This is a genomic window from Methylobacterium sp. P3_A11 (assembly GCF_056403155.1).
Map to the genome: position 1 here is coordinate 24,278 of NZ_JBFUGA010000050.1, position 17,866 is coordinate 42,143.

Consider the following 17,866-nt stretch of genomic DNA (forward strand, 5'->3'; position numbering starts at 1 on the left):
ATCACACACTTAGAAGGCTTCAAATCTGGAACGGTTCGAGGCTAGAACTCGAGCGGCGGCTCCCGCAGGGCCTCCGCTTCCCGGGTGCAGACGGCCTGATCGGGGGACGTCCCGGAGCCCGCGAGGGCACCGCGGAGTTCGGCCCGGGCCTTCTCCAGATCGGCCCGGAAGGTCGCATCCCCCATCAGGGCGGCGAAGACCGCGGTGCCGGTCAGGCGTCCCGCCGCCACGTCGCTGAGCCAGTGCACGCCGCAGACGATCCGGCTCTCGCCATAGGCCCGGCCCCGGACCAGAATGGGCGTCGCCTTCTCGGGCACGAGCGCCGCCAGGATCAGCGCGTAGGCCCAACCCTGGGTGGCGTGACCCGAGGGGTAGCTGAAGCTGTCGGCCAGGGCCTGACTGCGCTGCACGCAGATCGGCGCCTCGTTGCCCACGAACGGACGCAGGCGGCGGTAATGCACCTTGGGCGCCCGCGTCGCCCGGGCGAGGTCGAGGCGGGTGCGCTCGAGGAGGTTGATCACCGCCGGCACCCGCGCCTGATCGATGCGGGTGCCGAGCACGCAGGCGAAGTTCTCCAGCACCGCGGCGGCGCCCTCGGCCACGTCGTTGGCGGCGAGGTCCCAGCGGGGGCTGCCCTTGAGGGTCCGGGTGATGTTGAAGGCCGCCCGGTCGGCCTTGTCGAGGGGTGCGTCGTGGGCCGGCGGCGACGGCAGGAGCTGGACCGCGTCGGGGAGCGCCGCATCCGGCAGATAGGGCTTCACGGCCGGCTTGCCGGGCTTGAGGGTGTCGGACCCGAGAGACGGGGCGGCGGGCGCGGCGGCCGGGTGGGGCGCTTCCTCGGCCCGGACGGCGAAGGCCAGGAGGAGGGCGAGGGCTGCCGGGGCGAGGGGGGCCAGGGACGGGGTGCGCAGCATCGGATCCGGGGCTCTATCGGATGGAATCTGCGGGCCGCGCCCGCTGCCGGAGGAACGGTTCGGCCGGCGCATCCAGTCCCTGCACAGGTCGATGGGTCTGTCCAGGGTGGCGGTGCCGATCCCGGCCGCCTGTCACGGACACCCGGCCGGCCCCCGCGATCGTCTGGCTCAGGCGCCCAGGATCGCGGCTGCGACCGCGCCGGGATATTCCTCGTGCGGGCTGAGGGCGCCGGGAATCGCGGCGCCGGTCACGCGACCCTCGGCGATCAGGGCATCCATCTCGGCCCCCGAGCGCCGCGGCGCCCCGTCGGGGCGCAGCACCAGGGTCGGCGGCAGGCCGTCGCCGAACAGCGCCAGGAACGCGGCACGGCTGCCGACCGGGTCGAGGCCGCCGGTGACGAAGGCGGCGGTGCCGAAGCGGCCGTTCCGCTGCCGGGTGATCGCGTGCTTGTCGCGGATCACCGCCGGCGTGACGCGGGCCGGGTCCGCGTAGACATGGGCGCGCATCATCCGGCCGATGATCGGCGGGCTGATGTTGACCCGGTAGAGCGCCTCGCCGAGGACCGGGGCCTCCACGGCCCGGCGGATGCGCGGGAACCAGTGCACCCGCCCCGGCATCGCGGTGGGCAGCGGCCCCCGCCAAGTCGGCGCCATCAGGACCAGCCGCGCGAAGGCGTGCGGATGGCGCCGGGCGGCCGCGACCAGGTAGCCGGCGGCGTGCCCGGCCGCGACCCCGAGGGCATAGGGGCCGGGGGCTGCGGCGAGGAGCGCGTCCAGGAAGGCGTGGAACGTGTCCGGGGCCAGCGGCACCCGCGCCCGCGGCCGGGCGCCGAAGCCCGGCCAGTCGGGGACGAGGCAGCGGTAGTCGGTCGCCAGCGCGCGGGCGAGGTCCCGCATCTCGGCGCGTGCCGAGATCGTCGACAGGGCCGGGAGCAGGAGCGCCTCCGGACCGTCGCCGATCCTGTCGCAGGGGGTCGGCACCGGACGGCCCGCCACCGAGAGGTTCAGCGCCTGCGTCTCCATCGGACCGCCTTCGAATGTCAGGACATCAGGTGCGGAGCAGCTCGTTGATGGCGGTCTTCGACCGGGTGCCGGCATCGACGCGCTTGACGATCACCGCGCAGTAGAGGCCCGGGCCGGGCGTGCCGTCCGGCAGCGCCTTGCCGGGCATTGTGCCCGAGACGACCACCGAGTAGGGCGGCACGCGGCCGTACATCACCTCGCCGGTGGTCCGGTCCACGATCTTGGTGGAGGCGCCGATATAGACGCCCATGGACAGGACGCTGCCCTGGCCGACGATGACACCCTCCGCCACCTCGGCGCGGGCGCCGATGAAGCAGTCGTCCTCGATGATCACCGGGTTGGCCTGGAGCGGCTCCAGCACGCCCGCGATGCCGGCGCCGCCGGAGATGTGGCAGTTCTTCCCGACCTGCGCGCAGGAGCCGATCGTCACCCAGGTGTCGACCATCGTGCCCTCGCCGACATGGGCGCCGAGGTTGACGAAGCTCGGCATCAGCACGGCGCCCGGCGCGATGTAGGAGCCCCGGCGGACGAAGCAGCCCGGCACGGCGCGCAGGCCGGCGGCGCGGAACTCGGCCTCGCCCCAGCCGGCGAACTTGGAGGCGACCTTGTCCCACCAGGGCGCGCCGCCGGGGCCGCCCGCGATCGTCGCCATGTCGTTGAGACGGAAGGAGAGCAGCACCGCCTTCTTCAGCCACTGGTTCACCACCCAGTCGTGGTTGCCGCTCTTCTCGGCGACGCGGGCCTGGCCCGAATCGAGCAGGTCCAGAGCCGCCTCGACCGCCTCGCGCACCGCGCCCCGGGTGGCGGTCGAGATGTTGGCGCGGTCCTCCCAGGCGGCTTCGATGGTCTGGGCGAGATCGGAATGGGGCAGGCCAGCCTGGGACATGGACAGGGTCAGAACTCTTGCGGCGGGAGCCCGTGCTTACAAGCGGTCACCGGAGCTGTCACCTGACGAGATGCCGTCGATGACCTCGAGGAGTTCGCGCACCTGATCGAGGTCGCTCACCAGCCCGGCGAGGTCGTCCGCCAGGGTGTCGTGGACGGCCTGCGCGGCGGCGGGGAATTCCTCCAGCACCCGGCGCATCAGCATCGGCGTGATCCGCATCACCGCGGCGCTGCCCTCGGCCCGGGCCTCGGTCGGGCGCGTCCCGCGCACGAACAGGGCGAGCTGACCGATCAGCGCCGAGCGTCCGGCCCGCACCGGCTCGGCCCCCGGCATCCGGGGGGCGAGCCGGATCGTCCCCGCCATCACCACGAAGCCGCCCTCGGCCGGATCGCCGCGGGAAAACAGCAGGTCGCCGTCCGCCAGGTCGCGCCGCTCCGCCGCGAAGGTCAGCAGGCGCAGGGCGTCCCGGTCGAGGAAGCCGAACAGCGGCGCGGCCGCGAGGATCGCGATATCGTCGTCGAGCCCCAAGAACGCCTCACCACCCTGCGCATACGCGAACCTGCCGGATCGCCTACACGTAAAGCTTCAATTCGTCAGGGCAGCAACTTGTATCCACCGCCCTCCGTCACGAGGATCGCGGCGGTGGCGGGGTTCGGCTCGATCTTCTGGCGCAGCCGGTAGATATGCGTCTCCAGCGTGTGGGTGGTCACCTGGGCGTTGTAGCCCCAGACCTCGGCCAGCAGGGTGTCGCGGTTCACCACGGCCCGTCCCGCCCGGTAGAGGAAGCGCAGGATCGCGGTCTCCTTCTCGGTGAGCTTCAGCTTCGAGCCGCGCTCGCCGACCAGCAGCTTGGCGCCGGGCCGGAACGTGTAGGGTCCGATCTGGAACACCGCGTCCTCGGAGGCCTCGTGGCTGCGCAGGTGGGCGCGGATCCGGGCCAGCAGGATGCCGAACTTGAACGGCTTGGTGACGTAGTCGTTGGCGCCGGCCTCCAGCCCCTCGACATGGTCCGCCTCGGAATCCTGGGCGGTGAGCATGATCACCGGGCCGCGGAAGCCGCCGGCGCGCATCCGGCGCACGGCCTCGCGCCCGTCGAGATCGGGCAGGCCGACATCCATCACGGCGAGGTCGATGCGCTCGGCGGCGACGCGCCGGATCGCGTCCGTGGCGTTGGCCTCGGTGAGGACCGTGAACTCGTCGCAGAGATCGAGCTGCTCGGTCAGGGTGTCGCGCAGGATCGCGTCGTCGTCGCAGATCAGCAGGCGGTAGGCATTCGGCATCGTCCGGGGTCCCAGAGCATGCTGCGGGAGAGGCGAGTGCCGCCTGCCGGGTTCAGCATGCGATGACGTCAGGATCTCGGCAGGATCGCGTCGCGACTCTACCAAGGCTCGTGTTTCCGCATCCTTTCGCCGCCGCGGCCATCGCCACGGTGGAGGGGCTGCGGGATCGGGGCGCTCCGTTCCGGGATCGAGGCGTCGGTCCACACGGCGAGGCGGTGGGCTGGCTCCCGAATCCCGGCTCGGCGGCCCGGGTTCGACCGAGAAATAGGGCGCCCTTTGTGGCCGGAAGTTGCCTTGCGCGCAATTTTCATCGGTTGGGCATGCGGATCTCGGGCATAAGGCGCGCCGGACCGGGTGGGTTCGGGAGGGGAAACATGCGGCGGCCGAGCAGGAAACCCGTCCGCCTGACCCTGGGGGACATCCGCGTGCGGGCGATCGTCGGGGACCGGCGACGCGGGCAGCTGCTGGTCGGCCCAGCGGTGATTCCCTGTGCCCTCGGGTCGGGCGGGATCGTCGGCGACAAGCGCGAGGGCGACGGCGGCTCGCCCCGCGGCCGCTTCCGCCTGCGCGGCGGTGCCTACCGGCCCGACCATCTCGGGATCCGTCCGCGCACGGCGCTGCCCCTGCGGGCGACCAGGCCCGCCGACGGCTGGTGCGACGATCGCCGCGACCGCCGCTACAACCGGCCGATCCGCCTGCCGGCCCCCGGAATCAGCGCCGAGTCGATGTGGCGGGACGACGGACTCTACGACGTGGTGATCGACCTCGACTACAACCGCGCCCCGATCCGGAAGGGGCGGGGCTCGGCGATCTTCCTGCACATCGCCCGGGACGGCTACCGCCCCACGGAGGGCTGCGTCGCCCTGGCCCGGGCCGACCTGCTGCGGCTGCTCCGGCGCCTCGGGCCGCGGACGCATCTGCGGATCGGCTGAGGCTCAGGTCTTCCGGGTTCGCGCGCCGAAGATGGCGGTGCCGACCCGGACATGGGTGGCGCCGAGCTGGATCGCCGCCGGGAAGTCGGCGCTCATGCCCATCGAGAGGATCGGCAGGTTGTGCGCCTTCGCCAACCGGGCCAGCAGGGCGAAATGGGCCGAGGGCGGATCCTCCGCCGGGGGGATGCACATCAGCCCCTGGATGGCCAGCCCGTGGGTCTCCTGGCACTCGGACAAAAGGGTGGCGAGCTGGTCCGGCAGGACGCCGCCCTTCTGCGGCTCGGCGCCGGTATTGACCTGGATCAGGAGCTTCGGCGTGCGGCCGGACCGCTCGATCTCCTTGGCGAGCGCCGCCGCCAGGGACAGGCGATCGAGGGAGTGGATCACGTCGAACAGGGCGACCGCCTCGCGGGCCTTGTTGGATTGCAGCGGTCCGACGAGGTGCAGCTCGACATCGGGATAGCGGGCTCGGAGGTCGGGCCACTTCCCGGTGGATTCCTGGACGTAGTTCTCGCCGAAGACGCGGTGCCCGGCCTTGAGGGCCGGCAGGATGCCCTCGGCCGGCACGGTCTTGGAGACGGCCACCAGCTGGACCGTCGCCGGATCGCGTTCGGAATCCTCGGCCGCCCGGGCGATCGCCGCCCGCACCTCGGCGAGCCCGGCCGCGACATCGGCCTGCCCGACGGGGAGCTTGTCTGTCCTGTGGCCCATCCCATCGGTCGGAGGGGCCGTCGTGCCAGTCGTCGCGTCGTCCATGGCGTGCCTGTCCTGTCGCTGCCGGGCGCCGGTCTGCGCCCAACGGTCCAAGACACGAGGACGGACCAATCCGGGCGGCGCCTCTCCAACCCAAACCCTCATCCTGAGGTGCCGGAGCGCAGCGGAGACCTCGAAGGAGCCCTCCAGAAGCCACCGCGATCCCTGGAGCCCTCCTTCGAGGCCCGCTCACGCGGGCACCTCAGGATGAGGCTTCGGGGCCCGCTCACGCGGTTACCTCAGGATGAGGGATGAGATCGGGAGCACCCCGGCGCAGCCCTCGTCGTGTTCTCTGTCCCGTCATGCGGACCTATGCGTTCGCGCGCCCCGCGCAAGCCCGAATCGCGCGCCGCGTTGACCGGCTCCGGCGCAGATATGCTATCGCGGCGCAAACCGTGCCGCGCCGGCTCCTGTGGCCGCCGCCGAGCCCCTGACCCAGCCGGATCCATGACCAGCACCGCCCCCCAGCCCGTCGAGCGCTACAACGCCAAGGATTCCGAGCCGCGCTGGCAGGAGGCCTGGGCCGCGCAGCGCCTGTTCGAGACCGACAACGGCGACCCGCGCCCGAAATACTACGTGCTGGAGATGTTCCCCTACCCGTCGGGGCGGATCCACATGGGCCACGTCCGCAACTACGCGATGGGCGACGTGGTCGCCCGCTACAAGCGCGCCCGCGGCTTCAACGTGCTGCACCCGATGGGCTGGGACGCCTTCGGGCTGCCGGCCGAGAACGCCGCCATGGAGCGCAAGGTCAACCCGCGGGATTGGACCTACGCCAACATCGCCTCGATGCGCGACCAGCTGAAGGCCATGGGCCTGTCGCTCGACTGGAGCCGGGAGATCGCGACCTGCGATCCCGACTACTACAAGCACCAGCAGCGCATGTTCCTGGATTTCCTGGACAAGGGCCTCGTCACCCGCCGCACCGCCAAGGTGAACTGGGACCCGGTCGACCACACGGTGCTGGCCAACGAGCAGGTGATCGACGGGCGCGGCTGGCGCTCCGGCGCCCTGGTGGAGCAGCGCGAGCTGACCCAATGGTTCTTCAAGATCACGGATTTCGCCGAGGACCTGCTGACCGCCCTCGACGGGCTGGACCGCTGGCCGGAGAAGGTCCGGCTGATGCAGAAGAACTGGATCGGCCGTTCCGAGGGGCTGGAGGTCCGGTTCGCCCTGGCCCGGCCGGTGGCCGGGGCCGCCGATTCGGTGACCGTCTACACGACCCGGCCCGACACGCTGTTCGGCGCCAAGTTCCTGGCGATCGCGGCCGACCACCCGCTGGCGGCCGCGCTGGCCGCCGACCGGCCCGAGCTGCAGACCTTCATCGAGGAGTGTCGCCGCACCGGCACCGCCCAGGCCGCGATCGACACGGCCGAGAAGCACGGCTTCGACACCGGCCTGACCGTTCGCCATCCCCTGGACCCGTCCTGGGAACTGCCGGTCTACGTGGCGAACTTCGTACTGATGGAGTACGGCACCGGCGCGGTGTTCGGCTGCCCGGCGCACGACCAGCGCGACCTCGATTTCGCGAACAAGTACGGGCTCGGCAACACGCCCGTGGTCTGCCCCGAGGGACAGGATCCGGCCGGCTTCGTGATCACCGACACCGCCTATGTCGAGGACGGGCGGATGATCAATTCGCGCTTCCTCGACGGGATGCGCACGGAAGAGGCCTTCGAGGCGGTGGCCCAGCGGCTCGAAGGGGAGGGGATCGCCACCCGCAAGGTGCAGTTCCGCCTGCGGGACTGGGGCGTCTCGCGCCAGCGCTACTGGGGCTGCCCGATCCCGATCATCCACTGCGAGTCCTGCGGCCCGGTATCGGTGCCGGTGGCCGACCTGCCGGTGAGGCTCCCCGAGGCGGTCTCCTTCGATCAGCCCGGCAACCCGCTGGAGCGCGACGCGGCGTGGCGCAACGTGCCCTGCCCGCAATGCGGCGCGCCGGCCCGGCGCGAGACCGACACGATGGACACGTTCGTCGATTCGTCCTGGTATTACGCCCGCTTCACCGCGCCCTGGCTCACCGACGCCCCCACGGACCGCGCCGTGGTCGATCGCTGGCTGGCGGTGGACCAGTATATCGGCGGCATCGAGCACGCGATCCTGCATCTGCTCTACGCCCGGTTCTTCATGCGGGCGATGTGCGAGACCGGCTGGGCCGGCACGCCTGAGCCCTTCGCGGGCCTGTTCACGCAGGGCATGGTGGTCCACGAGACCTACAAGGACGCGGCCGGCGCCTGGGTGCCGCCGGCCGAGATCCGCTTCGCCACCGAGGAGGGCGAGCGCCGCGCGTTTCACGTGAAAACTCAGGCGCCGATCACGATCGGCCCGATCGAAAAGATGTCGAAGTCGAAGAAGAACGTGGTCGACCCCGACGATATCATCGCGAGCTACGGGGCCGACACGGCGCGCTGGTTCATGCTCTCCGACTCGCCGCCGGAGCGCGACGTGATCTGGACCGAGGAGGGCGTGCAGGGGGCGGCCCGGTTCGTCCAGAAGGTCTGGCGGCTGGTGAACGCCGCGCGCGCGGCGACCGGCGACGGCACGGCCGACCTCGCCCTGCGCAAGGCCGCCCACCGGGCCCTGGCTTCCGTGCAGGATGATATCGAGCGGCTGCGCTTCAACCGCTGCGTCGCCCACATCTACACCCTGGCCAACGCCCTGGAGGACGGCCTGCGCGGCCCGGTCTCGGCCACGGCGGCCGGGGAGGCGGCCGGCATCCTGGTGCAGCTCATCGCCCCGATGATGCCGCACCTCGCCGAGGAATGCTGGGTCGCCCTAGGCCGCCCGGGTCTCGTGGCGCAGACGCCCTGGCCGGAGGCGGAAGCCGGTCTCCTCGTCGAGGACGAGATCACCCTGCCGGTCCAGATCAACGGCAAGAAGCGCGCGGACGTCACCGTGCCGCGGGACGCCGACGCCAAGGCGGTGGAGGCCGCGACCCTAGCGCTGGAGGCGGTCCAGAAGGTCCTGGAGGGCAAGGCGCCGCGGAAGGTGATCGTCGTGCCGGGGCGGATCGTGAACTTGGTGGTTTGAAGGACCCGCGCCGGCTCGGAAAGCCCTTCAGAAAGCATCTCTCCAACCCTCGGCCTCATCTAGAGGTGCGAGCGCAGCGCGCCTCGAAGGCGGGCTCCGGAGGTCGCGCGGCCGGCTGGAGCGCTCTTTCGAGGCCTGCGCTGCGCTCCGGCACCTCAGGATGCGGTAGAGGATTGGAGAAGAGGGCAGGGGGCTCTTGGCGGTGATGGCCCGATGCAGGGCGCATGTTGAAGAACCGGCGTTGACGTCGCAGACTCGCTCACCTTCCCTCGATCGCGGCTCGAGGCGCAGACTTGACAGTCAGGTACGATCCGGAGGCCGATGCCCTGTATCTGCGCCTTGCCCATTCCGCGGTGAGCGAGAGCGAGGAGGTGCGGCCCGGCCTCATTCTCGACTTCGACGCGGAGGGCAGCGTCGTCGCCATCGAGGTCCTCGATACCAAGGAGCACCTCTCTGCGGGCGCGGATCTGGCTCATCTCCCCGCCGCCTGAACCCGCTCAGGGCGCCGCCAGCCCCGGATCCTGCCCGCTGGCCTCCAGGCCGCGGGCCACGAGACCTTCCCGCTTCGCCCACGCGATGAAATCCTCGAGATAGGCCGCGCCCGCCGGGCGCCCGACCGGCAGGCCCATCGCCTGCGGAATCTCCATGAAATGCCCCGGCAACAGCCGCACCTCCGGGTGCGCCGCCGCGTAGGCGGCAAGCGGCTGATGCACGCCCGCCGCCACCTCCAGCCCATCCCTCGCGAAGGCCGTCACCGCCTCGGCGGAGGTCGGCGCCCGCACCAGGGTCGCGTGCGTCAGGGCGCGGGTCAGGAACAGGTCGTAGGCGCTGCCGCGCCCCACCGAGACGCGCACGCCGTCGCGATCCACCGTCTCCAGGCTCCGGAGGGGCGAGGCGGCCGGGACGAGGTAGCTGCCGGCGATCAGCACGTAGGGATCGGTGAAGGCGATGCCCTCGGCCCGCTTCGGATCGATCGCCAGGAAACAGATGTCCCAAGTCCCGGATCCCGCCGAGCCCGAGACCGCACCGGCCCCCGGGTAGGTCACGAACGCCACCGGCACGCCGAGCCGCGCGGCCAGCGCCCGGGCGAGATCCACCGAGACCCCCGCCGGGCCGCCCGCGCCCGCCTGCGCGAGGACCGGGTTGCCGAGATTGATCGCCGCCCGGAGCGTGCCGGTGGGGGCGAGATCGTGCAGAACCGTCGTGTCAGGGGCCATGGGTCTGGTCTCCGCGTGTGCGCCCGCGGACAGGATCAGCAGGACGAGTGCCAGGCCGATCCGCCGGGCGCCGCCCTGTCCGAACTCAGGCACGCCGGGCCTGCCCGACCGGCGCTGACGCGTCGCCCCGGGCCGCCCGCCGGCGCCGCCGGGCGAGCATGTTCAGACCCTCGACGCCGGCCGAGAAGGCCATCGCGGTGTAGATGTAGCCCTTCGGCACATGCGCCCCGAACCCTTCGGCGATCAGCGTCATGCCGATCATGATCAGGAAGCCCAGGGCCAGCATCACCACGGTGGGGTTGCGGGCGATGAAGGCCGAGAGGGGCTCGGCGGCCAGCAGCATCGCCGCGACGGCGACGATCACCGCCACCATCATCACCGGGACATGCTCGGTCATGCCCACCGCGGTGATGATCGAGTCGATGGAGAAGACGAGGTCGAGGAGCAGGATCTGGCCGATCGCCGCGCCGAAGCCGAGGCTGCCCCCGGAGGAGGTCTCCGTGTCGGGCTCGGGATCGACACTGTGGTGGATCTCCTTGGTGGCCTTCCAGAGCAGGAACAGGCCGCCGCCGATCAGGATCATGTCGCGCCAGGAGAAGTCCTGACCGAGGAGCGAGACGACCGGTTCGGTCAGATGGACGATGAACGCCACCGTGCCGAGGAGGCCCAGCCGCAGGATCAGCGCCAGCCCGATCCCGATCCGCCGTGCCCGGGTCTGCTGGTCGGCCGGCAGCTTGTTGGTGAGGATCGAGATGAAGATCAGGTTGTCGATGCCGAGCACCACCTCCATCACCACCAGTGTGGCGAGCGCCGCCCAGACGGCAGGTTGACTGGCGAGTTGGAGCAGGTCGGTCACGGGTTGGACGCCTCGCTGTTCGGGAACAGGCGGTTGCCGAGGGTGGCAAGGTCGAATGAGGACGGGCCGCGCACCGGCTCCGGGGCGAAGACGCGGAGGACCTTCGGGACCACCTTGAAATGCGCCGGCGTGTGGGTGGTCAGCTCGCCGTCGGTATTCACCGGCCGGGGCTTCCGGGTGGAGAGCTTGATCTCCTGCGTGTGGAAGGCCTGTACATCGTCCGCGCGCCCGTGCGTGCCGCGCCGCAGGGCCGGCAGCAGCGCGAGGAGGCGCCACCAGTGCTTGATCTCCAGGCTGTAGAAGTCGAGCTTGCCGTCATCGACCGCCGCGGTCTCCTCCACGGTCATGCCGCCGCCGTAGTGCCGGCCGTTGCCCACCGAGACCTGGATGGTGGTGACCCGCTCGACCTTGCCGTCGTGCTCGATCGTCACCGTGAAGGGGCGCACCCGCCGCAGGACCCGGACGGCCGCCACCGCGTAACCGAGGACGCCCCAGGTCTTCTTCGATTCGGCGGTGAGTTCGCCCGCGAGCTCGGCCGAGAATCCGATGCTGGCGACGTTGAAGTAATAGTGACCGTTGACCCAGCCGAGATCCACCGGCCGCGCCTCGGCGGTGGGGATGAAGCGGGCCGCCGCCAGGGGATCGAGCGGCAGGTTCAGGGAGCGGGCGAGATCGTTGGCGGTGCCCAGCGGCAGGATCGCCAGGGGCAGCTCGCTCTCCACCAGGGCCGGGGCGGCGTAGTTCATGGTGCCGTCGCCGCCGCCGAGGATGACGAGATCGACCTCTCCGGCCCGGTCGCGGATCACGTCGCGGCAATCGGCGTCCGGGGGCGGTTCCTCGGGCACGATGCCGCCTGCCCGCAGGATCCGCCGCACCTCGTCCAGGTCGAGGCCGCCGTTGCGGGCCTTGGCGTTGCAGATCAGGAGCGCCCGGCGCTGCGCGGTGCTCAACGCGGCCTCACGGATGGCGGGGGCGGCAGTGCATCGGTCTCAGGTCGGGGCACGGGATCCTCGATGCGCGGCGGCGCTGGACAGGCGGGCTGAGAGCCCGGAAACGGCCAGCGGTCCAGGCTGTCCCCGACTTGGTACAGAAACGAACGAACGCAACCCCATCATCCCCGCAATCCAGGGCTGGTCGAAGCCGCGCCATTCGTCAGGATAGCGGGTGCGCCCGAGACGATTGGGGAACCCCCCGGACGGGCGGGCGCATTCTCCCCAAGATCCGTCCCAGATCCGCCCCGGCCGCCAGGAAGGCACCGATGCCCGCCACCCATCCCGTCCGACCCAAGGCTCTCGCGCTCGGCCTGCTTCTGCCGCTGGCCCTGGCCGGCACCGCGTCGGCCCAGCAGCCGTCGGCGGCGCCCGGGGCAGGCTGGGTGGACCCGCCGGCCCGCACGGCAGCGCCGGATGCGGTGCAGCCGCCGGCTGCCGACCGGCAGGCCCAGGGTCAGCCAGTCACGCAGCCGGCAAAGGGCCAGCCCGACGGCGGGCGCGCCGCGAACTCCGTCCGGCAGGCCGCCAAGGATGATTCCAGGAGGGCTGACTCCGCGAAGGCTGAACCCGCCGAGGACGGTCTGCCCAAGGCCGCCGGAACGCGGGCGCCGGGTCCCAAGCGGGCCGCCGCCCTGGAACGGCCCTCCGGGCGTGAGGGCCTGCACCGCCGTGCCCACCATCCGAGCCGGCTCGCCGAGACCCCGGCCGCCACCGCGGCGCCTGCCGCGCCTGCCGCCACCGCCCACGCCGCGGCGGCCCGGGCGCTGACCGCGAGCTATCTCGCCACGGTCTCGGGCTCCGGCGACACCATGGTGGGCGCCGCCACCCAGTTCTATGCCACCCGGGTGCGCTTCTATGGGCGTCCGATCACCACCGCGGCCCTGGTCGCCGAGAAGCGCAGCTTCGTCCAGCGCTGGCCCGAGCGGCGCTACGAGCCGCGCGCGATGCGCGCCGCCTGCGATGCCGAGACCTGCACGATCCGCGCGATCGTCGATTTTCGCACCGCCAATCCGGGCCGCGGCGCCGTGTCCAGTGGCGAGGCGGAGCTGATCCTCGAGGTGGGCTTCGCGGGAACGCGGCCTTACATCCTCGGCGAGACCGGGCGGGTCCTGCGGCGGAGCATCCAGGCCGGAACCCTGGCCGCCTCGCCCGGCAAGGCGTAAGAGCCTCGCGTGGAAGGCCCGCGGCGCCGTCGTGTGCGGCGCGCGGTGATGCCGGGATCGGGTGTATGACGTCTTCAACGGTGGTGGCGAAACAGGAGTCGGAGCCGGCGCGGCCGGCCCTCGACGATCCCGGCCGCGCCGCACTTCGCGCGGCCATCCGGTCCGAGATCGCCCAGGCTCGGCCGCGCCCGGTGGCGGTCCGGACGCTCGAACTCCTCGCCGAGGCCGCCACCGTCCCCGATGCCGCCGGCTTTCGGGTGCTCGACCGGCACGGGGCCGTCCGGATGCGGGGCGACACCGCCGAGCCGATGACCCTCGCGGATCTCGTCGCGGAACTGCAGGCGCGGCACCCCGCGCTGTTCCTCCCGCCGGAACCCGACCCCGAGCCCGTGCCGGCGGACGCGGACGCCAAGGATTCTTCGCTGCTGAGCGGCGCCTACGAGATGAAGGCCGCCACGGCGCGGTTCGTGGAGACCCAGTCCGAGCGTGCCCGGTCCCTGGCCGAACGCTCCTCGGTGCAGGGCCGGGCGCTGGCGCAGAACGCGGCCGGGCGCTTCGCGACCCTTCGGACGAGCCTGCGCGGCCGGCTCGGCCGCACCGCCGCCGCCGCGGGCGACGATATCGATGGGTCGATGCGGGAGGTCGATCCCGCCGCGGCCTGGACGACGGGCTCCGGCCGGTTCGGCGAAACCCTGCAGGACGGTCTGAAGCGCCTGCGCGACCGGCTCAGCCCCGGAGGCGAGGTCCTGGACGACGGCGCCCGCCGGCAGCGGCTCTGGCTGGCCGGCGCGAGCGCGGCCGCCCTGGTTGCGGTGGTGGCCGCCGGACTCGTCCTGGTGGATCGCGTCCCGAATTCCGGGCCGCCCGCATCCACCGACCCGACCCCGTCGCGGACGACCGAGCCGAACCGTGCGGCACAAGCAACCCCGCCCGCCGCCTCGCCGGCTGCCCCCGACACGGTCACGCCACCACCCGAGACCACCGGCGAAGGCGAGGCCGACACACCGCCCCCGCCGAATTCCGTGCGGGGGACGGTCCAGGTGATCGATACCGCCACCCTCAAGGTGGGCGGGAAGGTCGTGCACCTGTTCGGGGTGGAGTGGGTGCGGGGCGGGCAGGCGGACGAGCTGACCCGCTACATCGGCGGCCGGACGGTGACCTGTCAGCCTGCGCCGGGTAGCGAGACCATGAACTGCCTGGTGGATGGGCGCGATCTCTCCGAAGTGGTGCTGTTCAACGGCGGCGGCCGCGCCTCGCCGGAGGCGAGCCCCGAACTGGTCGCGGCCGAGGACCATGCCCGGAGCGAACGGCTCGGCGTCTGGAAACGCTAGCCGCGTCCCGGCCAAGCGAAGCGGCAGGGACGGGTCGAGACGGGAAGGGCAGCGACGGGAAGGGGCAGGACGGCATGCCGGGCGAGGTCTTCGGCCACACGGCGGACGGGGAGGCGGTCACCCGGCACGTCCTGAGCCGGGGCAGCCTGCGGGTCGCCGTCATCGACTTCGGCGCGGTCGTCACGGCGGTCGAGGTGCCCGACCGGGCCGGCCGGCTGGCCAATGTCGTCCTCGGCCTGCAGAATCTGGAGGGCTACGAGACCGTGAGCCCGAGCTTCGGCGCGGTGATCGGGCGCTACGCCAACCGCATCGCGGGCGGCCGTTTCAGCCTCGACGGGCGGACCTATCGGCTCCCGGTGAACGAGGGTCCCAACACCCTGCATGGCGGCCCGCGGAACTTCGGGACATGCCTGTGGCGGGTGGAGCGATCCGACACGACAGGCCTCGCCCTGAGCCGCCGATCCCCGGACGGCGAGGAGGGATTTCCGGGGACTCTCGACGTGCGCGTCCGCTACAGCCTGCCCGCGGACGGCGTGCTGCGCATCGACTACGCGGCCACGACCGACCGGCCGACGGTCCTGAACCTCACCAACCACAGCTACTTCAACCTCGCCGGGGAGGGGACGGGCAGCGTCCTCGACCACGTCGTGCAGCTCGAAGCCGACGCCTTCACGCCGACGGACGCGACCCAGATCCCCACCGGCGAGATCCGGCCGGTCGCCGACACGCCCTTCGACTTCCGCACGGCGCACCCGCTGGGGGCGCGCATCCGGACCGGCGATCCCCAGCTCGCCATCGCCAAGGGCTACGACCACACCTTCGTGCTGCGTGGCCCCGCCGGGACGCTGCGGCCGGCCGCCACCTGCCTCCATCCGGGCAGCGGGCGCCGGCTCGACGTGTGGACCACTCAGCCGGCGCTCCAGCTCTACACGGGCAACACCCTCGACGGCACGCTCGTCGGGTCGTCCGGCCGCCTCTACCGCTCCGGCGACGGCGTCTGTTTCGAGACCCAGGGCTTTCCGGACGCCCCGAACCAGCCGGCCTTCCCCTCGGCTGTGCTGCGTCCGGGGGAGACCTTCGCGGCGCGCACGGAGTTCCGGTTCTCGGCGGTGTGAGGCGCGTCCGCGCCCGCGGGAGCCCTCTCTGCCGGCCTGGCGGCCCGCCCCGACACAGGGGACGCCGAGGCCGCGTCCCGTCCGCGGAGCCGGCCTCGTGGCCTCCCTGGGGCGAGCGCTCAACCGCCGAAGCTCGTCGCGACGGACCACAGGGCGGCGTCCAAGGCGGTCGGATGCGGCGCGGCAGCCGGCGGTCCCGCCCGCGTGAACGCGACGCCGGGCTCTGCGAGGCCCGACAGGCTCAGAAGGGCTGCCAGTACCGAGGGGAGGGGGCGGGCGCCGGACTGGGCGAGGCACAGGCCGGCGGACAGGATCGAGCGCGGCACGGCCCCACCGCCGGCTGCCCGGCCGGCCTGCAGCCTTGTCGGGGACCGGTACCAGTCCCCGGCTTCGAAGGCTGCCTGCGCGGGCCTCCCCGGTTCAGTTCAGCACCTGCGGCCACCCCGCCGGACCACGCGAGCGGGGGATGAAAGCCGCAGGGTCGGGTGGCCGAGGCGCTGCCGGGTGTGCGGAAGGCACCGAACCTGCGTCGAGCGCCTGGAGGGCGGCCAGGATCGCGTCGAGCGGCACGGGCTCGGCCCGGCAGCCCGCCAGGCAGCGCAGCGTCGGGCAGGATTCCACGGCGCGCGCGTCCGAGGCCCAGGATGCCAGGATCGTTCGTTTCTGAGCGCGCGACAGGCCCGGATAGGCCAGCACCTCGCGGGGATGCCGGAAAACGTCTCCCGGCGCCACGAAGGCCTCGAACGGGTCGACCGCCGGCGCCCTCAGATTGGCTGCCGCCATCGGGCCGAGGCGCTCGACGGGGGACTCGATTGGGTTGGTCTCGCTCTGTTGCATGCGACCCTCCTCCTCGTGGGCAATGGCTGGGGCGGCCGGCACGACCTGCCGGTCCGTGCCGGCCGCCCGTTCAGGCCGCCCGCTCAGGCCGCCTTGGTGTCCCGGGCGATCTGGACCGGCGCGTTGTCCTGGCTGGGCACCGTCGTCGCTCCGCCGATGGCGATGCGGCGGGGCTTCAGGGCCTCAGGGACCTCGCGCTTCAGCGCGACGGTGAGCAGGCCGTTCTCCAGGGACGCGCCCACGACCGTCACGTGCTCGGCCAGATTGAAGGTCTGGCGGAAGGTGCGGGACGCGATGCCACGATGGAGGTAGTGCTTCTCGCCCTCCTGGGCGGCCTTCTGGCCCGACACGAGAAGCGTCGTGTCCTGCTGGACCAGATCGATCTCGTCGGGCGTGAAGCCCGCGACCGCCATGGTGATGCGATACTGGTCCTCGGCGACCTTCTCGATGTTGTAGGGCGGCCAAGTCGCCGAAGCCTCGACGCGGTCGGCCTGGTTGAGCAGCTCGAACACACGGTCGAACCCGATGGACGACCGGAACAGGGGCGCAACGTCGTAAGTCCTCATAACCACATCCTCCGACGAGCAACGTGACTACAAGCGACGCCGGACACCGTGCCCGGCGCCCTCAACGCGAGCCCGTTTCCGGGCCTCGCACGCGCGTAACGTGCCGGGTGAGGGACCGGTTCCGCGCCGGGTGAAGGTTTTTCGGGTCGGTCGGGCGTGGTCGAACACGGCGACCCGCCCCGTGTGGCCTCTCCCTTGAGCCGAGGGCTGCACCGGCTCGCGGTCTCGGTCGGCTCGCGCGTCAGGTCGAGGGCGCGGGTCCCCTCTCCCGTGCGGGAGAGGGACAGGGTGAGGGACGCGAACGGGCGGAAGAGGGCGCGCCCTCTCGGCGCATCAGGCGCGTGGCCTATCGGGAGACGTCTCCTCCCTCACCCCAGCCCTCTCCCGCTCGGGAGAGGGGGCGGGTCGCGCTCCGTCACAGGCCGCGCCTCGAACCTGCCCTTGCCGCAGCGGGGAGGGGGTGCCGCGGAGGCGACGGGCTCTCCCTCTCAGCCGACCGCGTCCTCCACCAGGATCTCGCGCTTGCCGGCGTGGTTGGCCGGGCCGACGATGCCCTCGACCTCCATCCGCTCCATGATCGAGGCGGCGCGGTTGTAGCCGATCTGCAGGCGGCGCTGGATGTAGCTGGTCGAGGCCTTCTGGTCGCGCAGCACCACCTGCACGGCCTGGTCGTAGAGGTCGCCGCCGGCCTCGCCGAAGGAGCCCTGGTCGAAGACCGCGCCGTCGAGTTCGAGTTCCGCGGCGCCGGCCTTGCCCTTGGCGCCGCCCTTCTCGGCCGCCCCCTCCTCGTCGTCGGCGGTGACGGCGTCGAGGTAGCTGGGTCGGCCCTGGCGCTTGAGGTGGGCGACGACGGTCTCGACCTCGCTGTCCGAGCAGAACGGCCCGTGCACCCGGGTCGTGCGGCCGCCGCCGGCCATGAACAGCATGTCGCCCTGGCCGAGCAGCTGCTCGGCGCCCATCTCGCCCAGGAT

At 72.1% G+C, this 17,866-nt stretch carries 19 protein-coding genes; 6 read left to right on the forward strand and 13 right to left on the reverse strand.

Annotated elements, in window-relative coordinates:
* Positions 1–41 precede the first annotated feature (41 nt).
* From AC1DXK_RS16735 to AC1DXK_RS16755, 5 genes are all read right to left on the reverse strand, one after another.
* The gene (locus AC1DXK_RS16735; RefSeq protein ID WP_457107810.1) at positions 42–914 is read right to left on the reverse strand and encodes an acid phosphatase; all 873 of its coding nucleotides are present in this window, start codon (positions 912–914) and stop codon (positions 42–44) included.
* 168 nt (positions 915–1,082) lie between these two features.
* Entirely contained in the window at positions 1,083–1,937 is an 855-nt protein-coding gene (locus tag AC1DXK_RS16740; RefSeq protein WP_457107809.1) for an alpha/beta fold hydrolase, read from the reverse strand.
* 25 nt (positions 1,938–1,962) lie between these two features.
* A complete protein-coding gene (dapD, locus tag AC1DXK_RS16745) occupies positions 1,963–2,808 on the reverse strand; it encodes a 2,3,4,5-tetrahydropyridine-2,6-dicarboxylate N-succinyltransferase (protein WP_457107834.1) in 846 nt (281 codons plus the stop codon).
* A gap of 51 nt (positions 2,809–2,859) precedes the next feature.
* Positions 2,860–3,351 (reverse strand): cyclic nucleotide-binding domain-containing protein, encoded by a 492-nt coding sequence (locus AC1DXK_RS16750; protein ID WP_457107808.1) that lies wholly within the window; start codon positions 3,349–3,351, stop codon positions 2,860–2,862.
* Between the two features lie 65 nt (positions 3,352–3,416).
* Positions 3,417–4,103 carry a response regulator transcription factor gene (locus tag AC1DXK_RS16755; RefSeq protein WP_457107807.1) on the reverse strand — a complete coding sequence of 229 codons (687 nt, stop codon included), beginning with the start codon at positions 4,101–4,103 and terminating at the stop codon, positions 3,417–3,419.
* A gap of 374 nt (positions 4,104–4,477) precedes the next feature.
* Here AC1DXK_RS16755 and AC1DXK_RS16760 point away from each other — a divergent pair, with 374 nt between their 5' ends.
* Positions 4,478–5,035: a L,D-transpeptidase family protein gene (locus AC1DXK_RS16760; RefSeq protein WP_457107806.1), complete on the forward strand. Its 558-nt coding sequence runs from the start codon at positions 4,478–4,480 to the stop codon at positions 5,033–5,035.
* A 3-nt stretch (positions 5,036–5,038) separates the two neighbouring features.
* Here the strand turns inward: AC1DXK_RS16760 and AC1DXK_RS16765 are convergent, their stop codons facing one another.
* Positions 5,039–5,791, reverse strand: a complete 753-nt coding sequence (locus AC1DXK_RS16765) for a YggS family pyridoxal phosphate-dependent enzyme (protein WP_477298390.1) — start codon at positions 5,789–5,791, stop codon at positions 5,039–5,041.
* A gap of 444 nt (positions 5,792–6,235) precedes the next feature.
* On the opposite strand from AC1DXK_RS16765, the gene leuS reads away from it, so the two are divergent.
* Positions 6,236–8,818 (forward strand): leucine--tRNA ligase, encoded by a 2,583-nt coding sequence (leuS, locus tag AC1DXK_RS16770; RefSeq protein ID WP_457107804.1) that lies wholly within the window; start codon positions 6,236–6,238, stop codon positions 8,816–8,818.
* A 293-nt stretch (positions 8,819–9,111) separates the two neighbouring features.
* Positions 9,112–9,309, forward strand: coding sequence for a DUF2283 domain-containing protein (locus AC1DXK_RS16775; protein ID WP_457107803.1), 198 nt, complete (start codon positions 9,112–9,114; stop codon positions 9,307–9,309).
* Between the two features lie 6 nt (positions 9,310–9,315).
* On the opposite strand, the gene AC1DXK_RS16780 is transcribed toward AC1DXK_RS16775, so the two are convergent.
* From AC1DXK_RS16780 to AC1DXK_RS16790, 3 genes are read right to left on the reverse strand one after another with little or no spacing between them, the layout of a single operon-like run.
* Positions 9,316–10,128 (reverse strand): ABC transporter substrate-binding protein, encoded by an 813-nt coding sequence (locus AC1DXK_RS16780; protein WP_477298393.1) that lies wholly within the window; start codon positions 10,126–10,128, stop codon positions 9,316–9,318.
* Complete coding sequence (locus tag AC1DXK_RS16785) at positions 10,121–10,891, reverse strand: TerC family protein (protein ID WP_457107801.1); 771 nt, start codon at positions 10,889–10,891, stop codon at positions 10,121–10,123. Before AC1DXK_RS16785 ends, AC1DXK_RS16780 begins: the two co-directional genes overlap by 8 nt.
* Positions 10,888–11,841, reverse strand: a complete 954-nt coding sequence (locus AC1DXK_RS16790) for a lipid kinase (RefSeq protein ID WP_477298395.1) — start codon at positions 11,839–11,841, stop codon at positions 10,888–10,890. Before AC1DXK_RS16790 ends, AC1DXK_RS16785 begins: the two co-directional genes overlap by 4 nt.
* Positions 11,842–12,149: 308 nt before the next feature.
* On the opposite strand from AC1DXK_RS16790, the gene AC1DXK_RS16795 reads away from it, so the two are divergent.
* The 3 genes from AC1DXK_RS16795 (at position 12,150) to AC1DXK_RS16805 (ending at position 15,492) form a co-directional block, all read left to right on the forward strand.
* The gene (locus AC1DXK_RS16795) at positions 12,150–13,046 is read left to right on the forward strand and encodes a hypothetical protein (protein WP_457107799.1); all 897 of its coding nucleotides are present in this window, start codon (positions 12,150–12,152) and stop codon (positions 13,044–13,046) included.
* 65 nt (positions 13,047–13,111) lie between these two features.
* Positions 13,112–14,377 (forward strand): thermonuclease family protein, encoded by a 1,266-nt coding sequence (locus AC1DXK_RS16800; protein WP_457107798.1) that lies wholly within the window; start codon positions 13,112–13,114, stop codon positions 14,375–14,377.
* A gap of 74 nt (positions 14,378–14,451) precedes the next feature.
* Positions 14,452–15,492, forward strand: coding sequence for an aldose epimerase family protein (locus AC1DXK_RS16805; protein ID WP_457107797.1), 1,041 nt, complete (start codon positions 14,452–14,454; stop codon positions 15,490–15,492).
* A gap of 119 nt (positions 15,493–15,611) precedes the next feature.
* Here the strand turns inward: AC1DXK_RS16805 and AC1DXK_RS16810 are convergent, their stop codons facing one another.
* The 4 genes from AC1DXK_RS16810 to AC1DXK_RS16825 form a co-directional block, all read right to left on the reverse strand.
* Positions 15,612–15,818, reverse strand: coding sequence for a hypothetical protein (locus AC1DXK_RS16810; protein WP_457107796.1), 207 nt, complete (start codon positions 15,816–15,818; stop codon positions 15,612–15,614).
* 94 nt (positions 15,819–15,912) lie between these two features.
* Positions 15,913–16,329, reverse strand: a complete 417-nt coding sequence (locus tag AC1DXK_RS16815; protein WP_457107795.1) for a hypothetical protein — start codon at positions 16,327–16,329, stop codon at positions 15,913–15,915.
* A gap of 83 nt (positions 16,330–16,412) precedes the next feature.
* Positions 16,413–16,895, reverse strand: coding sequence for an Hsp20 family protein (locus tag AC1DXK_RS16820; protein WP_457107794.1), 483 nt, complete (start codon positions 16,893–16,895; stop codon positions 16,413–16,415).
* Positions 16,896–17,383: 488 nt separating this feature from the next.
* A partial coding sequence (locus AC1DXK_RS16825; RefSeq protein ID WP_477298398.1) for a DNA translocase FtsK occupies positions 17,384–17,866 on the reverse strand: 483 nt, incomplete at its 5' end.

Bases quoted from the DNA above. Each gene is read 5' to 3' on its own strand.
- AC1DXK_RS16735 (WP_457107810.1), bottom strand. From the start codon at position 914: ATGCTGCGCACCCCGTCCCTGGCCCCCCTCGCCCCGGCAGCCCTCGCC.
- AC1DXK_RS16740 (WP_457107809.1), bottom strand. From the start codon at position 1,937: ATGGAGACGCAGGCGCTGAACCTCTCGGTGGCGGGCCGTCCGGTGCCG.
- AC1DXK_RS16755 (WP_457107807.1), bottom strand. From the start codon at position 4,103: ATGCCGAATGCCTACCGCCTGCTGATCTGCGACGACGACGCGATCCTG.
- AC1DXK_RS16760 (WP_457107806.1), top strand. From the start codon at position 4,478: ATGCGGCGGCCGAGCAGGAAACCCGTCCGCCTGACCCTGGGGGACATC.
- AC1DXK_RS16765 (WP_477298390.1), bottom strand. From the start codon at position 5,791: ATGGACGACGCGACGACTGGCACGACGGCCCCTCCGACCGATGGGATG.
- leuS (WP_457107804.1), top strand. From the start codon at position 6,236: ATGACCAGCACCGCCCCCCAGCCCGTCGAGCGCTACAACGCCAAGGAT.
- AC1DXK_RS16795 (WP_457107799.1), top strand. From the start codon at position 12,150: ATGCCCGCCACCCATCCCGTCCGACCCAAGGCTCTCGCGCTCGGCCTG.
- AC1DXK_RS16800 (WP_457107798.1), top strand. From the start codon at position 13,112: ATGACGTCTTCAACGGTGGTGGCGAAACAGGAGTCGGAGCCGGCGCGG.
- AC1DXK_RS16805 (WP_457107797.1), top strand. From the start codon at position 14,452: ATGCCGGGCGAGGTCTTCGGCCACACGGCGGACGGGGAGGCGGTCACC.
- AC1DXK_RS16815 (WP_457107795.1), bottom strand. From the start codon at position 16,329: ATGCAACAGAGCGAGACCAACCCAATCGAGTCCCCCGTCGAGCGCCTC.
- AC1DXK_RS16820 (WP_457107794.1), bottom strand. From the start codon at position 16,895: ATGAGGACTTACGACGTTGCGCCCCTGTTCCGGTCGTCCATCGGGTTC.